General features: G+C 74.2%; 15 protein-coding genes. 2 read left to right on the top strand and 13 right to left on the bottom strand.

From position 1 onward, the window contains the following. Positions 1-8: 8 nt before the first annotated feature. The 4 genes from tsaE to H0S66_RS11450 are packed head-to-tail and all read right to left on the bottom strand — an operon-like array spanning position 9 to position 4,699. Positions 9-989, bottom strand: a complete 981-nt coding sequence (tsaE, locus tag H0S66_RS11465) for a tRNA (adenosine(37)-N6)-threonylcarbamoyltransferase complex ATPase subunit type 1 TsaE (RefSeq protein ID WP_258016870.1) — start codon at positions 987-989, stop codon at positions 9-11. Continuing rightward, on the bottom strand, positions 986-2,071 hold the full coding sequence (locus H0S66_RS11460) for an alpha/beta fold hydrolase (protein ID WP_179615504.1): 1,086 nt from the start codon (positions 2,069-2,071) through the stop codon (positions 986-988). The genes tsaE and H0S66_RS11460 overlap by 4 nt, the downstream gene beginning before the upstream one ends. A 2-nt stretch (positions 2,072-2,073) precedes the next feature. Continuing rightward, the gene (gene alr / locus H0S66_RS11455; protein WP_179615503.1) at positions 2,074-3,231 is read right to left on the bottom strand and encodes an alanine racemase; all 1,158 of its coding nucleotides are present in this window, start codon (positions 3,229-3,231) and stop codon (positions 2,074-2,076) included. 25 nt (positions 3,232-3,256) lie between these two features. Then, positions 3,257-4,699 carry an NAD(P)H-hydrate dehydratase gene (locus tag H0S66_RS11450; protein WP_179615502.1) on the bottom strand — a complete coding sequence of 481 codons (1,443 nt, stop codon included), beginning with the start codon at positions 4,697-4,699 and terminating at the stop codon, positions 3,257-3,259. Positions 4,700-4,912: 213 nt separating this feature from the next. Between H0S66_RS11450 and H0S66_RS11445 the strand changes: the two genes are divergently transcribed. Next, positions 4,913-5,908 (top strand): hypothetical protein, encoded by a 996-nt coding sequence (locus H0S66_RS11445; protein WP_179615501.1) that lies wholly within the window; start codon positions 4,913-4,915, stop codon positions 5,906-5,908. 121 nt (positions 5,909-6,029) lie between these two features. Here H0S66_RS11445 and H0S66_RS11440 read toward each other — a convergent pair whose 3' ends face one another. The 3 genes from H0S66_RS11440 to glmS all read right to left on the bottom strand — a co-directional run bounded on the left by H0S66_RS11440 (position 6,030) and on the right by glmS (position 10,944). After that, complete coding sequence (locus tag H0S66_RS11440) at positions 6,030-8,597, bottom strand: amidase family protein (RefSeq protein ID WP_179615500.1); 2,568 nt, start codon at positions 8,595-8,597, stop codon at positions 6,030-6,032. Between the two features lie 141 nt (positions 8,598-8,738). Then, positions 8,739-9,092, bottom strand: coding sequence for a holo-ACP synthase (locus H0S66_RS11435; protein WP_179615499.1), 354 nt, complete (start codon positions 9,090-9,092; stop codon positions 8,739-8,741). 7 nt (positions 9,093-9,099) lie between these two features. Next, complete coding sequence (gene glmS, locus H0S66_RS11430) at positions 9,100-10,944, bottom strand: glutamine--fructose-6-phosphate transaminase (isomerizing) (protein ID WP_179615498.1); 1,845 nt, start codon at positions 10,942-10,944, stop codon at positions 9,100-9,102. 68 nt (positions 10,945-11,012) lie between these two features. Here glmS and coaA point away from each other — a divergent pair, with 68 nt between their 5' ends. After that, positions 11,013-12,005, top strand: a complete 993-nt coding sequence (gene coaA, locus H0S66_RS11425) for a type I pantothenate kinase (RefSeq protein WP_179615497.1) — start codon at positions 11,013-11,015, stop codon at positions 12,003-12,005. Here the strand turns inward: coaA and H0S66_RS11420 are convergent. From H0S66_RS11420 to rplM, 6 genes are all read right to left on the bottom strand, one after another. After that, entirely contained in the window at positions 11,981-12,736 is a 756-nt protein-coding gene (locus tag H0S66_RS11420; protein ID WP_179615496.1) for a DUF8017 domain-containing protein, read from the bottom strand. The two genes, coaA and H0S66_RS11420, sit on opposite strands and share 25 nt — an antisense overlap. 76 nt (positions 12,737-12,812) lie before the next feature. Further along, positions 12,813-13,625 (bottom strand): ABC transporter permease, encoded by an 813-nt coding sequence (locus tag H0S66_RS11415; RefSeq protein WP_246305138.1) that lies wholly within the window; start codon positions 13,623-13,625, stop codon positions 12,813-12,815. Then, on the bottom strand, positions 13,622-14,554 hold the full coding sequence (locus H0S66_RS11410; RefSeq protein ID WP_218876295.1) for an ATP-binding cassette domain-containing protein: 933 nt from the start codon (positions 14,552-14,554) through the stop codon (positions 13,622-13,624). Before H0S66_RS11410 ends, H0S66_RS11415 begins: the two co-directional genes overlap by 4 nt. Before the next feature lie 60 nt (positions 14,555-14,614). Then, positions 14,615-15,976, bottom strand: a complete 1,362-nt coding sequence (gene glmM, locus H0S66_RS11405) for a phosphoglucosamine mutase (protein ID WP_179617340.1) — start codon at positions 15,974-15,976, stop codon at positions 14,615-14,617. A gap of 25 nt (positions 15,977-16,001) precedes the next feature. Further along, on the bottom strand, positions 16,002-16,523 hold the full coding sequence (rpsI, locus tag H0S66_RS11400; protein ID WP_370463662.1) for a 30S ribosomal protein S9: 522 nt from the start codon (positions 16,521-16,523) through the stop codon (positions 16,002-16,004). 32 nt (positions 16,524-16,555) lie between these two features. Next, entirely contained in the window at positions 16,556-16,999 is a 444-nt protein-coding gene (rplM, locus tag H0S66_RS11395; RefSeq protein WP_179615494.1) for a 50S ribosomal protein L13, read from the bottom strand. Positions 17,000-17,016: the final 17 nt, after the last annotated feature.

Genomic DNA, 17,016 nt, shown 5'->3' with positions numbered 1-17,016 from the left:
CGCTCGCCTCAGCCCAGCGCGCGGAAGGACAGGGCGTGCCAGCGCGGGCCGACGGGCGTCACCTCGACCCGGCGCGGGTCGAACATCGAGACCGGGTCCCGGTCGTCGTCGGGGTCGCCGATGGCGCGCACGATGCGGATCTCCAGGCGCGACTCCGAGAGCCCCTCGGCGAGGTCCTCGCCCCACTCCACCACCGTGACGGCCTCGTCGAGGGAGGTGTCGAGGTCGAGGTCGTCGAGCTCCTCGAGCCCGTCGAGGCGGTAGGCGTCGACGTGGACCAGCTCGGGGCCGCCGACCGTCGAGGGGTGCACCCGGGCGATGACGAACGTCGGCGAGGTCACGTTGCCGCGCACCCCGAGCCCGGCGCCGAGACCCTGGGTGAAGGTGGTCTTGCCGGCACCCAGGTCGCCGGTCAGCACGACCAGGTCGCCGTGGCTGAGCTGGCCGGCCAGCGAGCGGCCGATGCCGCGCATCGCGTCGGCGGTCGGGGCCTGGAAGACGGCGGTGCGCAGCGGGCGGCGCATCTCGACCAGCGGCGAGTAGCGGCGGATCTCGCGGAAGCCCTGGCGGTCCCAGAAGCGCACCGTGGCCGGCAGCTCCTCGCGCGCCTGCACGATCAGGTCGTCGGTGCCCCGACCGGAGTCGGCGACCGCGTCGACGGCGGCGTCGATGAGCCGGCCGGCGATGCCCATGCCCTGCATCCCGGGCACCACGCCGAAGCGACGGATGTAGGTGGAGGACCCGATCGGGTCGAGGATCAGGGTGCCCACGGGCTGGTCGTCGATGACGGCCAGCAGCCCGCCGCCGTCGGCGAGCTTGCCGCGGATGGTGTGCACCGTCTCCTTCAGCGCCCCCGGAGGCGGGTCGAGCGGCGGGCGCGCCGAGAACGCCTCGTGCACCACGTGCATCACGTGCTCGGCGGCCTCCGGCCCCACGCGTCGTACGACGACGTCGGGACGCGGGCGGGACTCCTCGCGCGCCGTGCTCACCGCTGCTCCGCCCGCTCGCTGGCGGCCGCGAGGAGCTGGTCGAGCTCGGCGTTGACCTGGTCGTGGCTCTCCATGACGACCATGTGCCCGGCGCCCTCGACCTCGACCAGGCGCGAACCGTCGATGTGGGCGTGCAGCTTGCGGCTGTGGCCGATCGAGGTGACCCGGTCGGAGGTGCCGCAGATGATCGAGACGGGCACCCGGCTCAGCACCTCCACGACGTGGAACTTGTCGAGCGACTCGAAGCTGGGGAAGAACTCGGCGACGACCTCGAAGGGGGTGCGGGCCAGCATCTGGTCGACGAAGCGCACGTAGGACTCGGGCACGTCGCCGCCGAAGGAGAACAGGTCGGTGGCCACGATCGCCACCGAGCCACCGAGGCGGCGGGCCAGGTCGATGAGCCGGTGCCCGCGCGCCAGCGGCACCATCGCGCGGCCGACCGCGCGGCCCAGGAACGGCCCGGCGAGCTTGGCCGGCACGACCGGCAGCAGCAGGCGGCCCACGTCGAGACCGCCGGCGGTCGTGGAGACCAGCCCCACGCCGACCACCCGGTCGCCGAAGAGCTCGGGGTGCTGCTCGGCCAGCGCGATGATCGTCATCCCGCCCATCGAGTGGCCCACCAGGACCACGGGCCCCTCGGGTGCCTCGGCCTCGAGCACCCGGGCCAGGTCGTGGCCGAGCTGGTCGATGGTGGCGTGCTCGAGCGAGGAGCGCCCGGAGCGGCCGTGGGAGCGCTGGTCGTAGAAGACGGTGCGCACCAGGCCTCGGTAGCCGGCGCGCTGGAAGTGCCAGCAGTCGAGGTTGAGGGCGTAGCCGTGCACGAAGACCACCGTGAGCGGCTGGTGGTCGGGGCCGGTCGGGTCGGCGGGGTCGTGGGCGTCGGGCTCGTCGACCTCGACGTGCAGCGGCAGCCCGTCGTCGGCCACCACGGTGCGCGCCACGGAGCGCAGCGTGCCCAGGGGGGCTCGGTCGCCCGCGCCCCGGCGGGCGATGACGCGGCGGCGGCGGACGACCTCCGCGGCGGTGCCGGCCACCGCGACGCCCGCGAGGGCGCCGGCCAGCCCGGCCACACGACGACGCATGTTCACGACTGCTCCTCGCTGTCGACCCAGCGGCGCGCGAAGCGGCCGCCGATCCTGCTGACGATCTCGTAGGAGATGGTGCCGCACGCCTCGGCCCAGTCCTGCGCGGTCGGGTCGGGGGCGGCGCCGAAGAGCACCACCCGGTCACCCGCACCGACGGCCGGCTCCTCGCCCGGCCCGGCCAGCTCGACGACGAGCTGGTCCATGCACACCCGGCCCCGCACCGGTCGGCGTGTGCCGGCGACGCCGACCTCGGCGGTGTTGCCGGCGTGGCGCGGCACCCCGTCGGCGTACCCCACGGGCAGCAGGCCGACGGTGACCGGCTGGTCGGCGATCCAGGTGTGGCCGTAGGAGACGCCGTCGCCGGGCGCGAGCCGCTTGGTCATCGCCACGGTCGCGGTGGCGGTCATCGCGGGATGCAGGCCCAGGTCGGGGGTGTGGCCGGGGGCGGGGTCGAGGCCGTAGGACGCCAGGCCGACGCGGACCAGGTCGAAGCGGGACTCCGGCTGCAGCAGCGCCGCGGCCGAGTTGGCCAGGTGGCGCACCTCGGGCTCGAGCCCGGCCGCCTCGGCGGCGTCGAGCGCCTCGCGGAAGACCCGCTGCTGCGCGGGGTTGGCGGGGTGGTCGGGGTCGTCGGAGGCGGCCAGGTGCGACCAGATGCCGGTGACGCGCCAGTGGCCGGCGTCCTGGCCGGCGCGCGCGGCGGCGACCAGCGCCGGCCAGTCGGCGGGGGCGCAGCCGCCGCGGTTGAGGCCGGTGTCGATCTTGAGCTGCAGGCGGGCCGGGCGGCCGGCGCGGGCGACGGCGTCGACGAGGTGGTCGAGCTCGGCGGTGGTGTACGCCGTCACGTCGACGTCGGCGGCCACCGCGGCCGCCCAGTCCTCGCCGGGCACGGTCAGCCAGGCCAGCAGCCGGCCGGTGTCGCCGGCCTCGCGCAGGGCCAGCGCCTCGTCGAGGGTGGCCACGCCCAGCCAGGGTGCCCCCGCCTCGCGGGCGGCCCGGGCGACGGGCACCATGCCGTGGCCGTAGGCGTCGGCCTTGACCACGACCATGAGCGCCACGTCGGGGCCGACCTCGTCGGCGATCCGGCGCACGTTGTGTCGGACCGCCGCCAGGTCGACGACGATCTCGGCGCGCCGTGCGTCGTGCGGAAGGCTCATCGGGTCCATCCTTCCACCCGACGGCTCAGGGACTGCTCAGGGGCGCGGGCAGGGCCCGCACCACGTCGGCCACCGCCCCCGCGACCTGGCCCGCCACGATCGGCCCGCCGCGCGAGACGGTGGTGGCCGCGGCGCCGTGCAGCCACGACCCGACGCTCGCGGCGTCGAAGGGGTCCAGCCCCGCGGCGAGCAGGGCGCCGATGAGCCCGCCGAGCACGTCGCCGGCGCCGGCGGTCGCCAGCCACGGGGTGCCGGTGGTGGTGGCGCGGGTGCGCCCGTCGGGGCGGCTGACCAGGGTGTGGCGGCCCTTGAGCAGCACCACGCAGCCGTAGCGGCGCGCGGCCGCCCGGGCGAAGTGCAGCGGGCGCGCCTCGATGTCGGCGCGGTCCTCGCCGAGCATCGCGGCGAGCTCGCCGGCGTGCGGGGTGAGCACCGCCGGCACCTCCCCCGACCGCAGCAGCGGCTCGTGGGGGTCGAGCTGGTGCAGCGCGTCGGCGTCGACGAGCACCGGCAGGTGGTGCTCGCGGGCGTCGTCGAGCGCCTCGGCCAGGGTGCCGGCGGCGCCCTCGCCCGCCCCCGAGCCGACCACCCAGGCCTGCACCCGGCCGGCCCCGACGACCTCGGGGTGCGCCTGGCGCACCCGGTCGGCCACGGCGACGTCGCCGACGTACCGGACCATGCCGGCGAGGCCGGTCGCGGCGCCGGCGACGCTGAGGAGCCCGGCACCGGGGTACTCCTCGGAGCCGGCGCGCACCCCGACCACGCCGCGCGTGTACTTGTGGGCGTCGTCGGCCGGGCGCGGCAGCAGCCGGGCGACGTCGTGGCCCTGGAGGCTCTCGACCCCGGGCTCCGGCAGGTCGAGGCCGAGGTCGACGAGGTGCACCGCCCCGCAGGCGCCCGCCGCGGGGTCGACCAGGTGGGCGGTCTTGTGGGTGCCGAACGTGACCGTCAGCGCGGCCCGCACGTGCGGTTCCGGGGTCTCCCCGGTGTCGACGTCGACCCCGCTGGGCACGTCGACCGCGACCACCGGGACCCCCTCGAGCCGTGCCAGCGCTCGCTGCGCGTCGGGGCGCAGCCCGGGCTTGCCGCCGATGCCCATGATCCCGTCGACCACCACCTCCGGTCGTGCCCCCCGGCGTGGCTCCTGGCTCCCGCCCGGGGGCACGACCCGGCCACCGGCGGCCCGCAGCGCCGCCAGGCCCCCCTCGTGCACGGTCTCGGAGAGCAGCCACGCCTCTACCCCGGCCCCGCGCCGCGCCAGCAGCGCCCCCGCGTGCAGCGCGTCGCCCCCGTTGTCGCCCGAGCCCACCAGCAGCAGCACCCTGCGGCCGTACGTCGAGCCGAGCCAGTCGGCCACCGCCTGCGCCAGTCCGTGGGCCGCCCGCATCATCAGCGCGCCCTCCGGCAGCCGGGCCATCAGCCCCGCCTCCGCCGCCCTGACCTGCTCCACCGTGTGCGCCTGCCTCATGCCGCCCCAACCTAGCCCCGGGTCGTGGTCCGGGTCGTGGTCCGGGTCGTGGCCCGTGGCCGCGGTATGGCGCGTCGGCAGGCACACGACTGGAGCCACGACTGGAACCACAACCGGGACCACGACTGGGACCACGACCCCAGCGCACCGGCCCACCAGCGGGCCTGTGGATGAGCGGCGCACGGATCGACGCGCCGGGGCAGCCTGCTGGTCATGACAGACACCGAGAAGGCTCTCGACGACCTGGTCACCCGCCAGTCGGGGATGGTGGCGCGGCGTCAGCTCACCGCGCTCGGCATCGACTCCGACACGGTGCGCAACAACGTCTGGGCCAGGCGATGGGCCAACCGCACGTCACGCGTCGTCAGCACCGTGACCGGCACGCTCGACCTCGAGCAGCGTCGCTGGCTGGGCGTCCTGCACGCCGGTCCGCGCAGCATGCTCGGCGGTCTGACGGCGGCCGCGTGCCACGGGCTGACCGGCTGGGACCGCGACCGCGTCACCGTGTGGGTCGATGCGCCGCTGGCGTTCGAGCCCGTCGACGGGGTGGACTTCTTCCGCACCCGGCGCCCCTTCGACCTGCTGCGCCACCCGCGCGACGGCCTGCCCGTGGCCCGGGTCGAGCCTGCGGTGCTGCTCTGGTCGGCGTACGACGCCCCGATGCGCTCGGCGTACGGCCTGCTGGCCGCGACGGTGCAGCAGCGCCTCACCACGGCCGAGCGCCTGCTCGAGTGGGTCGACCAGCTCCGCCCGCTGCGCCGCGCCAAGCCCTTCAAGCAGGTGCTGGGCGAGATCGGGGGCGGCGCGCACTCCGGTGCCGAGCTGGACGTCGCCGTGATGTGCCGTCGAGCCGGGCTCGCACCGCCGGACCGCCAACGCGCCCGCGCCGACTCCGCGGGACGACGCCGGTGGACCGACTGCGAGTGGGACCTGCCCGGCGGTGGGGTGCTGGTGCTGGAGGTCGACGGTTCCTTCCACATGGAGGTGCGCCACTGGGCCGCGGACAAGAAGCGCGGGCGTCGCCTCGCCTCCCCCGACCGCGTCGTGGTCGGGTGCACGGCGTACGAGGTGCGCCACGAGGACGCCGAGCTGGCCGCGGACCTGCGCTCGCTCGGCGTGCCCGGCCTCCCGCCGCGGGGTGGCCGGGGTCGTGGCTCGGGTCGTGGCTCGGGTCGTGGCTCGGGTCGTGCACCTGAGGACGCGGCCTAGCGCGGCCACGGGCCACGACCCGGACCACGACCCAGACCACGACCCGGACCACGACTCAGGCCACGACGCGGTCGTGCCCCTGAGCGTGGCCTCACGGCCACGCCCAGGGGCACGGGAGGGGTCAGCGGACGGTGCGGAGGACCGCCTTGCCCTTGCTCTTCTTGAAGGGGTCGGCGGGCAGGAACCGGACGATGACCTTGTTGCGGCCCAGCGAGCGGGCCTTGAAGCGGGTCTCGGCGACTCCGTCGACGACCTCGGCGCGGCGCACGACGTCACCGTCGACGAGCACCTTGACCTTGCCGGTGGGGGCGATCGAGCCGGCGGCGCCGACGGTGGCGACCAGCGAGACCTTGGAGCCCTTCGAGACCTTGTCGTCGCTGAGGTCGACGTCGAGGGACGTCGGGACCTTGCGCACGTCGACCTCGGCGTCGGCGGCCTCGACCACGGTGGTGGCGGTGCCCTCGGAGTCGACGGTCTCGAGCTCCTCGACCACCAGGCCGGTGGGCCCGGAGGCGGTGGCCACGAAGGTGAGGGTGGCCAGGGTCGTCTCGCCCGATGTCGCCGGCGAGGTGCCGAGCTTGGTGTGGGTCACCGCGACCTCGCCCTCGCCCGTCGACTCGTAGGTGGCGCCGGTGTCGTCGGTGCCCGCGCTGTCGACCACGTAGGTCACCGCACCGGGGTCGAAGCCGATGCTGAGGTCGTAGGCGTAGAGGTCGGCGGCGTCCTGCTCGACGGTGACCGTGAACTCCTGGCCCGCCTTGACCTTGGCCGGCGCCGAGATCGTGACCGTCCCGTCGCCGGGGGTCGCGGACTCGTCGCTGCCGACGCCCTCGAGCACGTCGCCGGCGAGGGCGCCGTAGAGCTCGGGGGTTGTGCGGTGCGCGGTGGCCTGCTCGTAGGCGTAGGTCATGCCCAGCAGGTCGCCCTCGGCGTACTCACGGCCCAGGAACTCCAGGTTCACACCCGCCCCGGTGACGGACAGGTCGGTCGCGACGGCCTGGCCCATCGGCACGGTCACGGCCGGCAGCCCGGTGTTGGGGCTCAGGCGCATGTTGGTGCTGTGGGTGCCGTACGGCCGCCCCGAGGGGTAGACGATCGCGTCGAGGTCGTTGTCGTCGAGCGCACCGGTGACCAGCGCGCGACCGCCCTCGAGGACGGCGGTGTGCGACTCCATCCAGGCGTCGTACTCCTCCGCGGTGACCTGCTCGCGACGGTCGTACGTCGAGGCGCGCGAGGGGACGATGTGGCCGGTGTCGATGATGGCGCGCAGCGAGCGGGCCGCGACGCTCTCACCGAGGTGGGCCTCGATGTAGTCGTCGAGGTCGTGCTTGAACTCGTTGGTCGAGCCGCTGCCCTCGCCGAGCACCGGGTCGATGCCGTCGATGGAGATCTCCTCGACCGTGGCGCCCTGGGCCTCGAGGTCCTCGACCGCCTGCGCCCACAGCCGCTGCACCGCGAGGTCGTTGGGCAGCATCGAGGCCAGGTAGCCGATCCGCACGCCCGCGAGCGCCTCGGGGTCGAGGTAGGAGGTGTACGACTCGGGCGCGCGGTCGTCGGCGTCGGCGGTCACCGGGTCGGCGGGGTCGCTCCCGACCACGGCGTCCAGCGCGATGGCCGCGTCGGAGACCGAGCGGGTCATCGGGCCGCCGGTGTCCTGGCTGAGCGCGAGCGGCACGATGCCGTCGCGGCTGGCCAGGCCGACCGTGGGGCGCACGCCGACGAGCTGGTTGTAGCTCGAGGGCACCCGGATCGAGCCGCCGGTGTCGGTGCCGAAGCCGATCGCGCCGAGGTTGGCGGCGATCGCGGCACCGGTGCCGCCGCTGGAGCCGCCCGCGGTCTTGTCGGTGGCGTACGGGCTGGCGACGTACACCGTGTCGCCGGGCTCGGAGCCGGCGCTGAACTGCGAGGTGAAGCCGAAGGCGAACTCGTCGAGGCTGGCCTTGCCCAGGATGATCGCGCCGTCGGCGCGCAGGCCCTCGACCATGGCGGCGTCGTCCTCGGTCTGGTTGTCCTCCCAGCACCCGCAGCCGGCGGTGGTGGGCATGTCGACGGTGTCGTAGTTGTCCTTGAGCAGCACCGGGATGCCGTCGAGCATGCTCGAGGGCCCGCCGTTGACGGCGCGGGCGGCGTCGCTGGCGGCCGCGGCCTCGAGGGCCACGTCGCTGGTGGCGATGATCGAGGCCAGGGCGCGACCGGTCGGGGAGGTGTCCACGACGGTGCGGTCGTAGGCGGCGATGCGGTCGAGGTAGGCCTGGGTGAGCTGCACCGAGGTGACGACGCCGGCGTTCATCGCCTTCTGCATCTCCACGGCGCTGGCCTCGACGAGCGCGAAGTCCCCGTCGTCGTGTAGCACCCGCTGCGAGAGGGCCGCGAGGTCGGAGACGGTGATGACGAGGTCGCCGTCGAGGTCGGCCGGCGCCACGTCGGGCCACGACGCGTCGGTGCTGGTGGTGCCCATCGCCTCGACCAGCAGGTCGAGGTCGTCGACGGTGACCTCGCGGTCACCGGTCAGGTCGGCGGCGGTGAAGTACGGGGCGAGGTAGCCGCCGCCGGCGGCGGCCGGGGCCGCCGCGGTGGACAGCGCCGGGGTCGACAGTGCGGGGGCGGCGGTGGGGCCGACCGCGAGCACGGCGATCCCCATCGAGCCGGCGGCGAGCAACGACGCCCGGGTGGTCTTCTTCTTGTTCACGCTGTTCCTCTCGAACGGGCAGGTAGGCAGGTGAACCCTCGCTGCCGCGTGTTACGCGGCAAGACCGTTCTTTACCTCCCCGGTCACCAACGTGTTAAGCCTGACGAGACCTGGATCACGTCGGCGCGCTCCCGCGGCGGGTCACGCCTCGAGGACCACCACGGCCGAGGCGATGCCGGCGTCGTGGGAGAGCGAGAGGTGCAGGTGGGCGACCCCGAGCTCGTCGGCGCGGGCGCGCACGCTGCCCCGGATCTCCAGCAGCGGGCGCCCCGACGACTCGTTGACCACCTCGCAGTCGTGCCAGGCCATCCCCACCGGGGCGCCCAGGGCCTTGGCCAGCGCCTCCTTGGCCGCGAAGCGGGCGGCGAGCGAGGCCAGCGGCCGGGTCGCCTCGGCCGGGGTGAAGAGCCGCTCGCGCAGCGCGGGGGTGCGCTCCAGGGACTCGGCGAAGCGCTCGATGTCGCAGACGTCGATGCCGACGCCGATCACGGGCACGGCGCGCTCACTCGACCGTGACGGACTTGGCGAGGTTGCGGGGCTGGTCGACGTCGTGGCCCATCTGGGTGGCCAGCTCGCAGGCGAAGAGCTGCAGCGGGACCACCGCGACCAGGGGCTGGAGCAGCACCGGCACCCGGGGCAGCCGGACCAGCACGTCGGCGTACGACGTGATGGAGTCGTCGCCCTCCTCGGCCAGGCAGATCGTGCGGGCGCCACGGGCGCGGACCTCCTGGATGCCGCTGAGCATCTTGTCGTGCAGCTGGTCGCGCCCGCGGGGCGGGACCACGCACAGCACTGGCAGGTCCTGCTCGATCAGCGCGATCGGGCCGTGCTTGAGCTCGCCGGCGGCGAAGCCCTCGGCGTGGATGTAGGCCAGCTCCTTGAGCTTCAGCGCCCCCTCGAGCGCGACCGGGTAGCCGGCGTGGCGGCCCAGGAAGAGCACCGAGCGGGTGCCGACGTGGTCGGCGGCGAGCGCGTAGACGTCGTCGGCGCGCGAGAGCACGGTCTCGATGTGGCCGGGCATCTCCTCCAGCTGGCTCATCACCTCGGCGATCTCGTCGCCGTAGCGGGTGCCCTTGACCTGCGCGAGGTAGAGCGCGAGCAGGTAGCAGGCCACCAGCTGGGTCAGGAACCCCTTGGTGGAGGCGACGCCGATCTCGGGGCCGGCGTGGGTGTAGATGACCGCGTCGGACTCGCGCGGGATGGTCGAGCCGTTGGTGTTGCAGATCGCCAGCACCTTCGAGCGCTGGGTGCGGGCGTGGCGGATCGCCTGCAGGGTGTCGGCGGTCTCGCCGGACTGGCTGATCGCCACCACGAGCGTGGAGTAGTCGAGGATCGGGTCGCGGTAGCGGAACTCGCTGGACAGCTCGACCTCGACGGGGATCCGGCACCAGTGCTCGATGGCGTACTTGGCGACCATGCCGGCGTAGAAGGAGGTGCCGGCCGCGATGATGATGATCTTGTCGACGTCGCGCAGCTCCTGGTCGGAGAGGCGCATCTCGTCGAGGTGCAGCGCCCCCTCGCGGGTACGGCGCCCCAGCAGCGAGTCGGCCACGGCGCGCGGCTGCTCGAAGATCTCCTTGCGCATGAACCAGTCGTGGCCGTCCTTCTCGGCCGCGGAGAGGTCCCAGTCGACGTGGTAGGGCCGGCCCTGCGCCGGGGTGCCGTCGAAGCCCGACACGGCCACGCCGTCGGCGGTGATGGTCACGACCTGGTCCTGGTCGAGCTCGAGCGCCTCGCGGGTGTGCTCGATGAAGGCGGCGACGTCGGAGCCGAGGAAGTTCTCGCCCTCGCCGAGACCCACGACCAGCGGGCTGTTGCGGCGCGCGGCCACCACGGCGGTGGGGTCCTGGGCGTCGACGGCCACGAGCGTGAAGGCACCCTCGAGGCGGCTGCACACCCGCTGCATCGCGGTGGTCAGGTCGACGCCGGAGGCGACCTGCAGCTCCAGCAGGTGGGCCACGACCTCGGTGTCGGTCTCGGAGACCAGCTGGTGGCCGTCGTCCTCGAGCCGGGCCCGCAGGTCGTCGAAGTTCTCGATGATGCCGTTGTGCACCATCGCCACCCGCCCGGTCGCCCCGACGTGGGGGTGGGCGTTGACGTCGTTGGGGGCGCCGTGGGTGGCCCAGCGGGTGTGCCCGATGCCGATCGTCGAGGGCGGCAGCGGGTCGTCGTCGACGACCTTCTCGAGGTTGGCGAGCTTGCCGGCCTTCTTGCGGGTGACCAGCGCCCCCTCGTCGACCAGGGCGATGCCGGCCGAGTCGTAGCCGCGGTACTCCAGGCGCCGCAGCCCCTCGATGACGACCAGCTCGGCGGGACGCTGCCCGACGTACCCCACGATCCCGCACATGGGTGGTGAGTCTATCGAGGCGCGGACCGCCCGACGCGCGCGGCGCGGGGGCTGCAACAATCGCGGCCATGTCCTCGCCTGGCCGGGGCCACCTCAACGGCGGCCACGACGACAACGGCCGCGAGACGTCGCCGTACATCGAGCTCGACCGCTCGGCCTGGGCGGCACTGGCCGACACGGCCACCGCGGACCCGCTCTCCGAGGAGGAGATCCACGAGCTCAGCGGCCTCGGTGACGAGCTCGACCTCGACGAGGTGCGCGAGGTCTACCTGCCGCTCTCGCGGCTGCTGAGCCTGTACGTCGAGTCGGCCGGCGAGCTGCACCGCAGCCAGGAGGACTTCCTGCACCGCCGCACCCCGCCGCGCACGCCGTTCGTGATCGGGCTCGCGGGCTCGGTGGCGGTCGGCAAGTCGACCACGGCGCGGGTGCTGCAGCAGATGCTGGCGCACTGGCCCGAGCACCCCAACGTGGCGCTGGTGACCACCGACGGCTTCCTCTACCCCAACGCCGAGCTGGAGCGCCGCGGCATCCTGCAGCGCAAGGGCTTCCCCGAGTCCTACGACCGGCGCGCGCTGCTGCGCTTCGTGGTCGACATCAAGTCGGGCAAGGACGAGGTGGAGGCGCCGACCTACTCCCACCTGGTCTACGACGTGGTGCCCGACGAGAAGGTCGTCATCAAGCGCCCCGACATCGTGATCATCGAGGGCCTCAACGTGCTGCAGCCGCCGCGCATCCGCGAGGACGGCACCGCCGGGCTGGTGCTCAGCGACTTCTTCGACTTCAGCGTCTACGTCGACGCGGGGCGCGACAAGATCCGCCAGTGGTACGTCGACCGGTTCCTGCGGCTGCGCGAGACCGCGTTCCGCGACCCGGGGTCCTACTTCTCCAAGTACGGCGCGCTGAGCCACGACGAGGCGGTCGCGGAGGCCGAGCGGATCTGGGACACCATCAACGGGCCCAACCTGGTGCAGAACGTGCTGCCGACCCGCTCGCGGGCCACCCTGGTGCTGCGCAAGGACATCGACCACTCGGTGCGCTACGTGCGGCTGCGCAAGCTCTGAGCCGGCTCCCCCGAGGTGGGGCGCAGGCTGCCCAGCAGCCGGTCGGCGGCGGCGTCGCCGAGCGCGTCGGGCACGCCCCGGTCGCGCACCAGCACCACGCTGGAGGTCCAGCGGCCGGTGTCGAGGCTGACCACGCTGATCTGCACCCGGGCCGCCTCGCAGACGCCGGGGTCGGCGACGCGCAGCGCGACGTCGGTGCGCACCGCCGCAGAACCGTCGGCGAGCTCGACCTCGCGGGTGCGCAGCGGGCCGGTCTCGTGGGTGGTGGCGGTGCGGTGGTCGTAGGCGACGGCGTCGCGCCACTGCCGAGCGAGCTCGCGGCTCGTGGCCCGTGGCGCCAGCCGCGAGACCCGGCCGAACCCGGCGATCGCCCGGTTGGAGGGCCGGCCGGGGGCTCCGGGGCCGTCCGCCTCGCAGAACCCGTCGCGGAACACCGCGGCGCCGTCGATGCCGGCGCTGATCCGGCCCTGCGCGTCGGTGTAGAAGAGCGAGGTGCCGCGCGGGCGCAGGGTCCAGCCGTCGCCGACCTCGAGGACGGCCGCGTCGTGCTCCCCGCCGCGCACCAGCTGCACGGCGGCGGCCCCGTCCCCCGGGTCGCCTGCGGGTGCCGGGCCACCGACGCGACCCGCCCAGCCGGCCACCACGACACCGCCGGTCACCAGCACCAGCGCGACCGCCACCGCGGCGAGCGCCAGCAGCGGCGCCGGCGGCCGGTCGGTGCGCGAGGTCATGGCCGGTGCCTACCCGACCCGGCCGCCGCGCACACCTCGCCCGGCCCCCGCCTGTGGAGGAGCGCCGCGCTGAGCGTCAGCCCACGTCGCTGGAGCGGGCCCGCCACCAGCCCACCAGCGCCAGTGCTGCGACGTACGCCAGCAGCACGAGGGCGCCGCCCCAGCGCGGCAGCAGGTCGGCACCGCCGAAGCCGCTGAAGAAGCTGGCGCCCACGACCGCGTCGGCGGCGGCACCGGGCAGGTAGGCCGAGACCCCCGAGAGCGACTCGAAGGCCGCGAGCGCGACCCGGGCGATCGGCTCGACGAACTGCGTGAAGGCCAGGACCACCACGATCGCGGCGACCTGGTTGGTCAGCACGGCTCCGAACGCCGCGCCCAGCACCGCCCACAGCGCGGTGACGACCACCCCGAGCAGCAGCGTCTCCCAGACGCGGCCGCTGGTGAGGAAGGCGCCGTCGCCCTGCCAGGCCAGCACCGGCGCGGCCGTGGCGACCAGGCCGGCGGTGCCGACGACGCCGAGCAGCAGCCCCACCGGCACGGTGCCGAGCAGCTTGGCCACCAGCACCACACCGCGGCGCGGCTCGACGAGGTAGGTCTGCTCGATGGTGCGGTGGCGGTGCTCGGTGGTGACGGCCAGGGTGCCGACGACGAGCGGGAAGACGTAGCCGATCGCGTTGAGCACGCCGTACGTCGACAGCGCGGCGTCGATGCCGGTGAGCTGCGGGGTGCCCTCGCCGGGCGGGGTGACGGTGGCGCTGAGGGCCAGCACGCCGCCGACGAAGGCGAGGTAGGCGGCCATCGCGAGCGCGAGGATCCACCAGATCCGGGTGCTCACGAGCTTGCGGTGCTCGGCGACCAGGGCGACGCGCAGCCGCTGCGGGGTGCTCATGCCACGACCTCCTGCGGCTGGCGGCGGTCGCCGGCCTGCTCGACGAGGTGGAAGAAGACGTCCTCGAGGTCGGTGCCCTGCGAGGTGAGCTGGTGCAGCTCGAGGCCGGCGGCGTGCACGGCGGCGCCGACCCGGGCGGCGGCGACCCCCTCGACGACCACGCCGGTGGCCCCTCGCGCGCCGGGTGAGGTGGCCCAGCCCTGCTCGGCCAGCACGCCGGTGAGGCGCTCGACCTCGGGCGACTCGACGTAGGTGCGGGGCTCGGCGAGCGCGGCCAGGCCCTCGAGCGGGGAGGCGTGCACGAGCCGGCCCTGCGCGATGATGACCACGTCGTCGACGGTGTGCTGCACCTCGCCGAGCACGTGGCTCGAGACCAGGACGGTGCGCCCCTCGGCCGCGAGGTGGCGCAGCATCCCGCGCAGCCACTTGATGCCCTCGGGGTCGAGGCCGTTCGCGGGCTCGTCGAGCACCAGCACCGGCGGGTCGGCCAGCAGCGCGGCGGCCAGGCCCAGGCGCTGGCGCATGCCGAGGGAGAAGCCGCCGACCCGGCGCTCGGCGCTCTGGTCGAGCCCGACCATCGCCAGCACCTCGCGGCAGCGCGCCCGGCTGGCCCCGACCTGGGGCGCCCACGCCTCCAGGTGGCCGCGGGCGGTGCGCCCGGGGTGGAAGCCGGGCTCGAGCGCGGCGCCGACGACGGCGCCCGGCACCGGCAGCTCGGCGTACGCCCGCTCCCCCACGAGCGCCCGGCCGGTGGTGGGCCTGGTCAGGCCCAGCAGCATCCGCAGCGTGGTGGTCTTGCCCGAGCCGTTGGGACCCAGGAACCCGGTCACCCGGCCCGGTGCGACCGTGAAGGACAGGTCCTCCACCGCCTGCACCGATCCGAACCTCTTGCCCAGCCCCTCGAGGACCAGCGGTGGCGCGTCGATCATGCGCCCACCCAATCAGCAGGGGTGACTAGATGCGACCCGGGGTATCGCGGGTGACGGCTCTCAGGCCAGGGAGAGCCGCTCGCGCACCACGCCGGCGAGCCGGTCGGCGACGCCCTGCGCCTGCTCCATCGAGGGGGCCTCGACCATCACCCGCACCAGCGGCTCGGTGCCGGAGGCGCGCAGCAGGACCCGCCCGGAGCCGGCCAGCACGGCCTCCTCCTCGGCGACGGCGGCGGCGAGCACCTCGTCGTCCGTGCGGTCCTTGTCGACGCCGGGCACGTTGACCAGCACCTGCGGCAGGCGGGTCATCACCCCGGCGAGGTCGGCCAGGGAGCGACCGGTGGCGGCCATCCGGGCGGCGACGTGGAGCGTGGCCAGCAGCCCGTCGCCGGTGGTGGCGTGGCGGCTCATGATGACGTGGCCCGACTGCTCGCCGCCGAGCACGAAGCCCGAGGCGCGCATCTGCTCGAGCACGTAGCGGTCGCCGACCTTGGTGCGCGCCACGGTGATGCCGGCGGCCTCCATGGCCTGCACGAAGCCGAGGTTGCTCATCACGGTCGCCACGACCGTGTCGTCGACCAGCGAGCCGGTCTCGCGCCCGGCCAGCGCCAGGATCGCCAGCACCTGGTCGCCGTCGACCACGTCGCCGGCGGCGTCGACAGCCAGCATCCGGTCGGCGTCGCCGTCGAGGGCGAAGCCGGCGTCGGCGCCGTGCTCGAGGACCGCCTTGCGCAGCGGCTCGAGGTGCGTGGAGCCGCAGCCGTCGTTGATGTTGAGCCCGTCGGGGCTGGCGTGGATCGCGACCACGGTGGCGCCGGCCGCCTCGAGCGCGCGCGGCCCGGCGTCGTACGCCGCACCCTCGGCGCAGTCGAGCACCAGCCGGAGCCCGGCCAGCGGGCGGGCCCCGTCGGGGGCGGGCACCGTGGCGACCAGGTGGTCGGCGTAGCGCTGCACGGCCTCGGGGTGCGGGTGCACGCGGCCGACGTCGGCGCCGGTGGGCAGCGGCTCGTCGGCGTGCAGGCGCGCCTCGATCTGCTCCTCAAGGGCGTCGTCGAGCTTGTGGCCCCCGCGGGCGAAGAACTTGATCCCGTTGTCGGGCATCGGGTTGTGCGAGGCGGAGATCATCACGCCCAGGTCGGCGTCGAGCACGTCGGTCAGGTGCGCGACCCCGGGGGTCGGCAGCACGCCGACCAGGTGCACGTCGACACCGGCCGAGGCCAGCCCGGCCACGACGGCGGCCTCGAGGAACTCGCCGGAGATGCGGGTGTCGCGCCCGACGACCGCCCGGGGCCGGTGGCCCTCGAACTCGCCGGCGTCACCCAGCACGCGCGCCGCAGCAACGGAAAGGTCCAGGGCCAGGCCAGCGGTGAGGACACCGTTGGCCCGACCCCGGACCCCGTCCGTGCCGAAGAGGCGTGTCACAGAAGTGCTCACGCGTCCTCGCGGATCAGCGCTTGCTGAACTGCGGCGCCTTGCGCGCCTTCTTCAGACCGGCCTTCTTGCGCTCGATGACGCGGGCGTCGCGGGTGAGCAGCCCGTCCTTCTTCAGCGTCGCGCGGTTGGCCTCGACGTCGATCGCGTTGAGCGAGCGGGCCACGCCCAGGCGCAGCGCGCCGGCCTGGCCGGTGATGCCGCCGCCGTGGATGCGGGCGATGACGTCGAAGCGGCCCTCGAGCTGCAGCGCAGCGAAGGGCTCGTTGACGACCTGCTGGTGCAGCTTGTTGGGGAAGTAGGAGTCCAGGGTGCGACCGTTGACGGTCCACACGCCGGTGCCCGGGACGATGCGCACGCGGGCCACGGCCTCCTTGCGACGGCCGGTGGCCGCGCCGGGGGCGATGGTCGCGGGACGCTCGGCGACAGCCTCGGCGCTCGGGGCGCTCTCGGAGCTGTAGGCGACGCCCTGCTCGTCGGGGGTGAAGGTCTCCTCGACCTCGGTGCTGTTCTCGTTCTCGGTGGTCTCAGCCACGATGTTCCTCACTCAGTCTTTCTCGACGACGACGATTACTGGGAGATCTGGCTGATCTCGAACGGGACGGCCTGCTGGGCCTGGTGCGGGTGCGTGGGACCCGAGTAGACCTTGAGCTTCTTCAGGATCTGGCGGCCCAGCTTGTTCTTGGGGAGCATGCCCCACACGGCCATCTCGATCGCCCGGCGAGCGTCCTTCTCCAGGACCTCACCGATCGGCGTCGCGGACAGACCACCCGGGAAGCCGGAGTGGCGGTAGGCCATCTTCTTGGTCGCCTTGTCGCCCGAGAGCGACACCTTCTCGGCGTTGATGATGACGACGAAGTCGCCACCGTCGACGTGCGGGGCGAAGGTCGGCTTGTGCTTGCCACGGATGAGGGTCGCGGCCTGGACGGCGAGGCGTCCGAGGCGGACGTCGGTGGCGTCGATGACGTGCCACTCGCGCTGGATGTCCCCAGGCTTCGGGCTGTAGGTACGCACGGCTGATCTACTCTCTT

The organism is Nocardioides marinisabuli (assembly GCF_013466785.1).
Taxonomy (GTDB): Bacteria; Actinomycetota; Actinomycetes; order Propionibacteriales; family Nocardioidaceae; genus Nocardioides; species Nocardioides marinisabuli.
This window is presented reverse-complemented; position numbering and strand designations above follow the sequence as displayed.

Coding starts and splice junctions, on each gene's coding strand:
- H0S66_RS11415 (WP_246305138.1), bottom strand. CDS start 13,625: ATGAGCACCCCGCAGCGGCTGCGCGTCGCCCTGGTCGCCGAGCACCGC.
- glmS (WP_179615498.1), bottom strand. CDS start 10,944: ATGTGCGGGATCGTGGGGTACGTCGGGCAGCGTCCCGCCGAGCTGGTC.
- H0S66_RS11445 (WP_179615501.1), top strand. CDS start 4,913: ATGACAGACACCGAGAAGGCTCTCGACGACCTGGTCACCCGCCAGTCG.
- coaA (WP_179615497.1), top strand. CDS start 11,013: ATGTCCTCGCCTGGCCGGGGCCACCTCAACGGCGGCCACGACGACAAC.
- H0S66_RS11410 (WP_218876295.1), bottom strand. CDS start 14,554: ATGATCGACGCGCCACCGCTGGTCCTCGAGGGGCTGGGCAAGAGGTTC.
- H0S66_RS11450 (WP_179615502.1), bottom strand. CDS start 4,699: ATGAGGCAGGCGCACACGGTGGAGCAGGTCAGGGCGGCGGAGGCGGGG.
- H0S66_RS11420 (WP_179615496.1), bottom strand. CDS start 12,736: ATGACCTCGCGCACCGACCGGCCGCCGGCGCCGCTGCTGGCGCTCGCC.
- H0S66_RS11460 (WP_179615504.1), bottom strand. CDS start 2,071: ATGCGTCGTCGTGTGGCCGGGCTGGCCGGCGCCCTCGCGGGCGTCGCG.
- alr (WP_179615503.1), bottom strand. CDS start 3,231: ATGAGCCTTCCGCACGACGCACGGCGCGCCGAGATCGTCGTCGACCTG.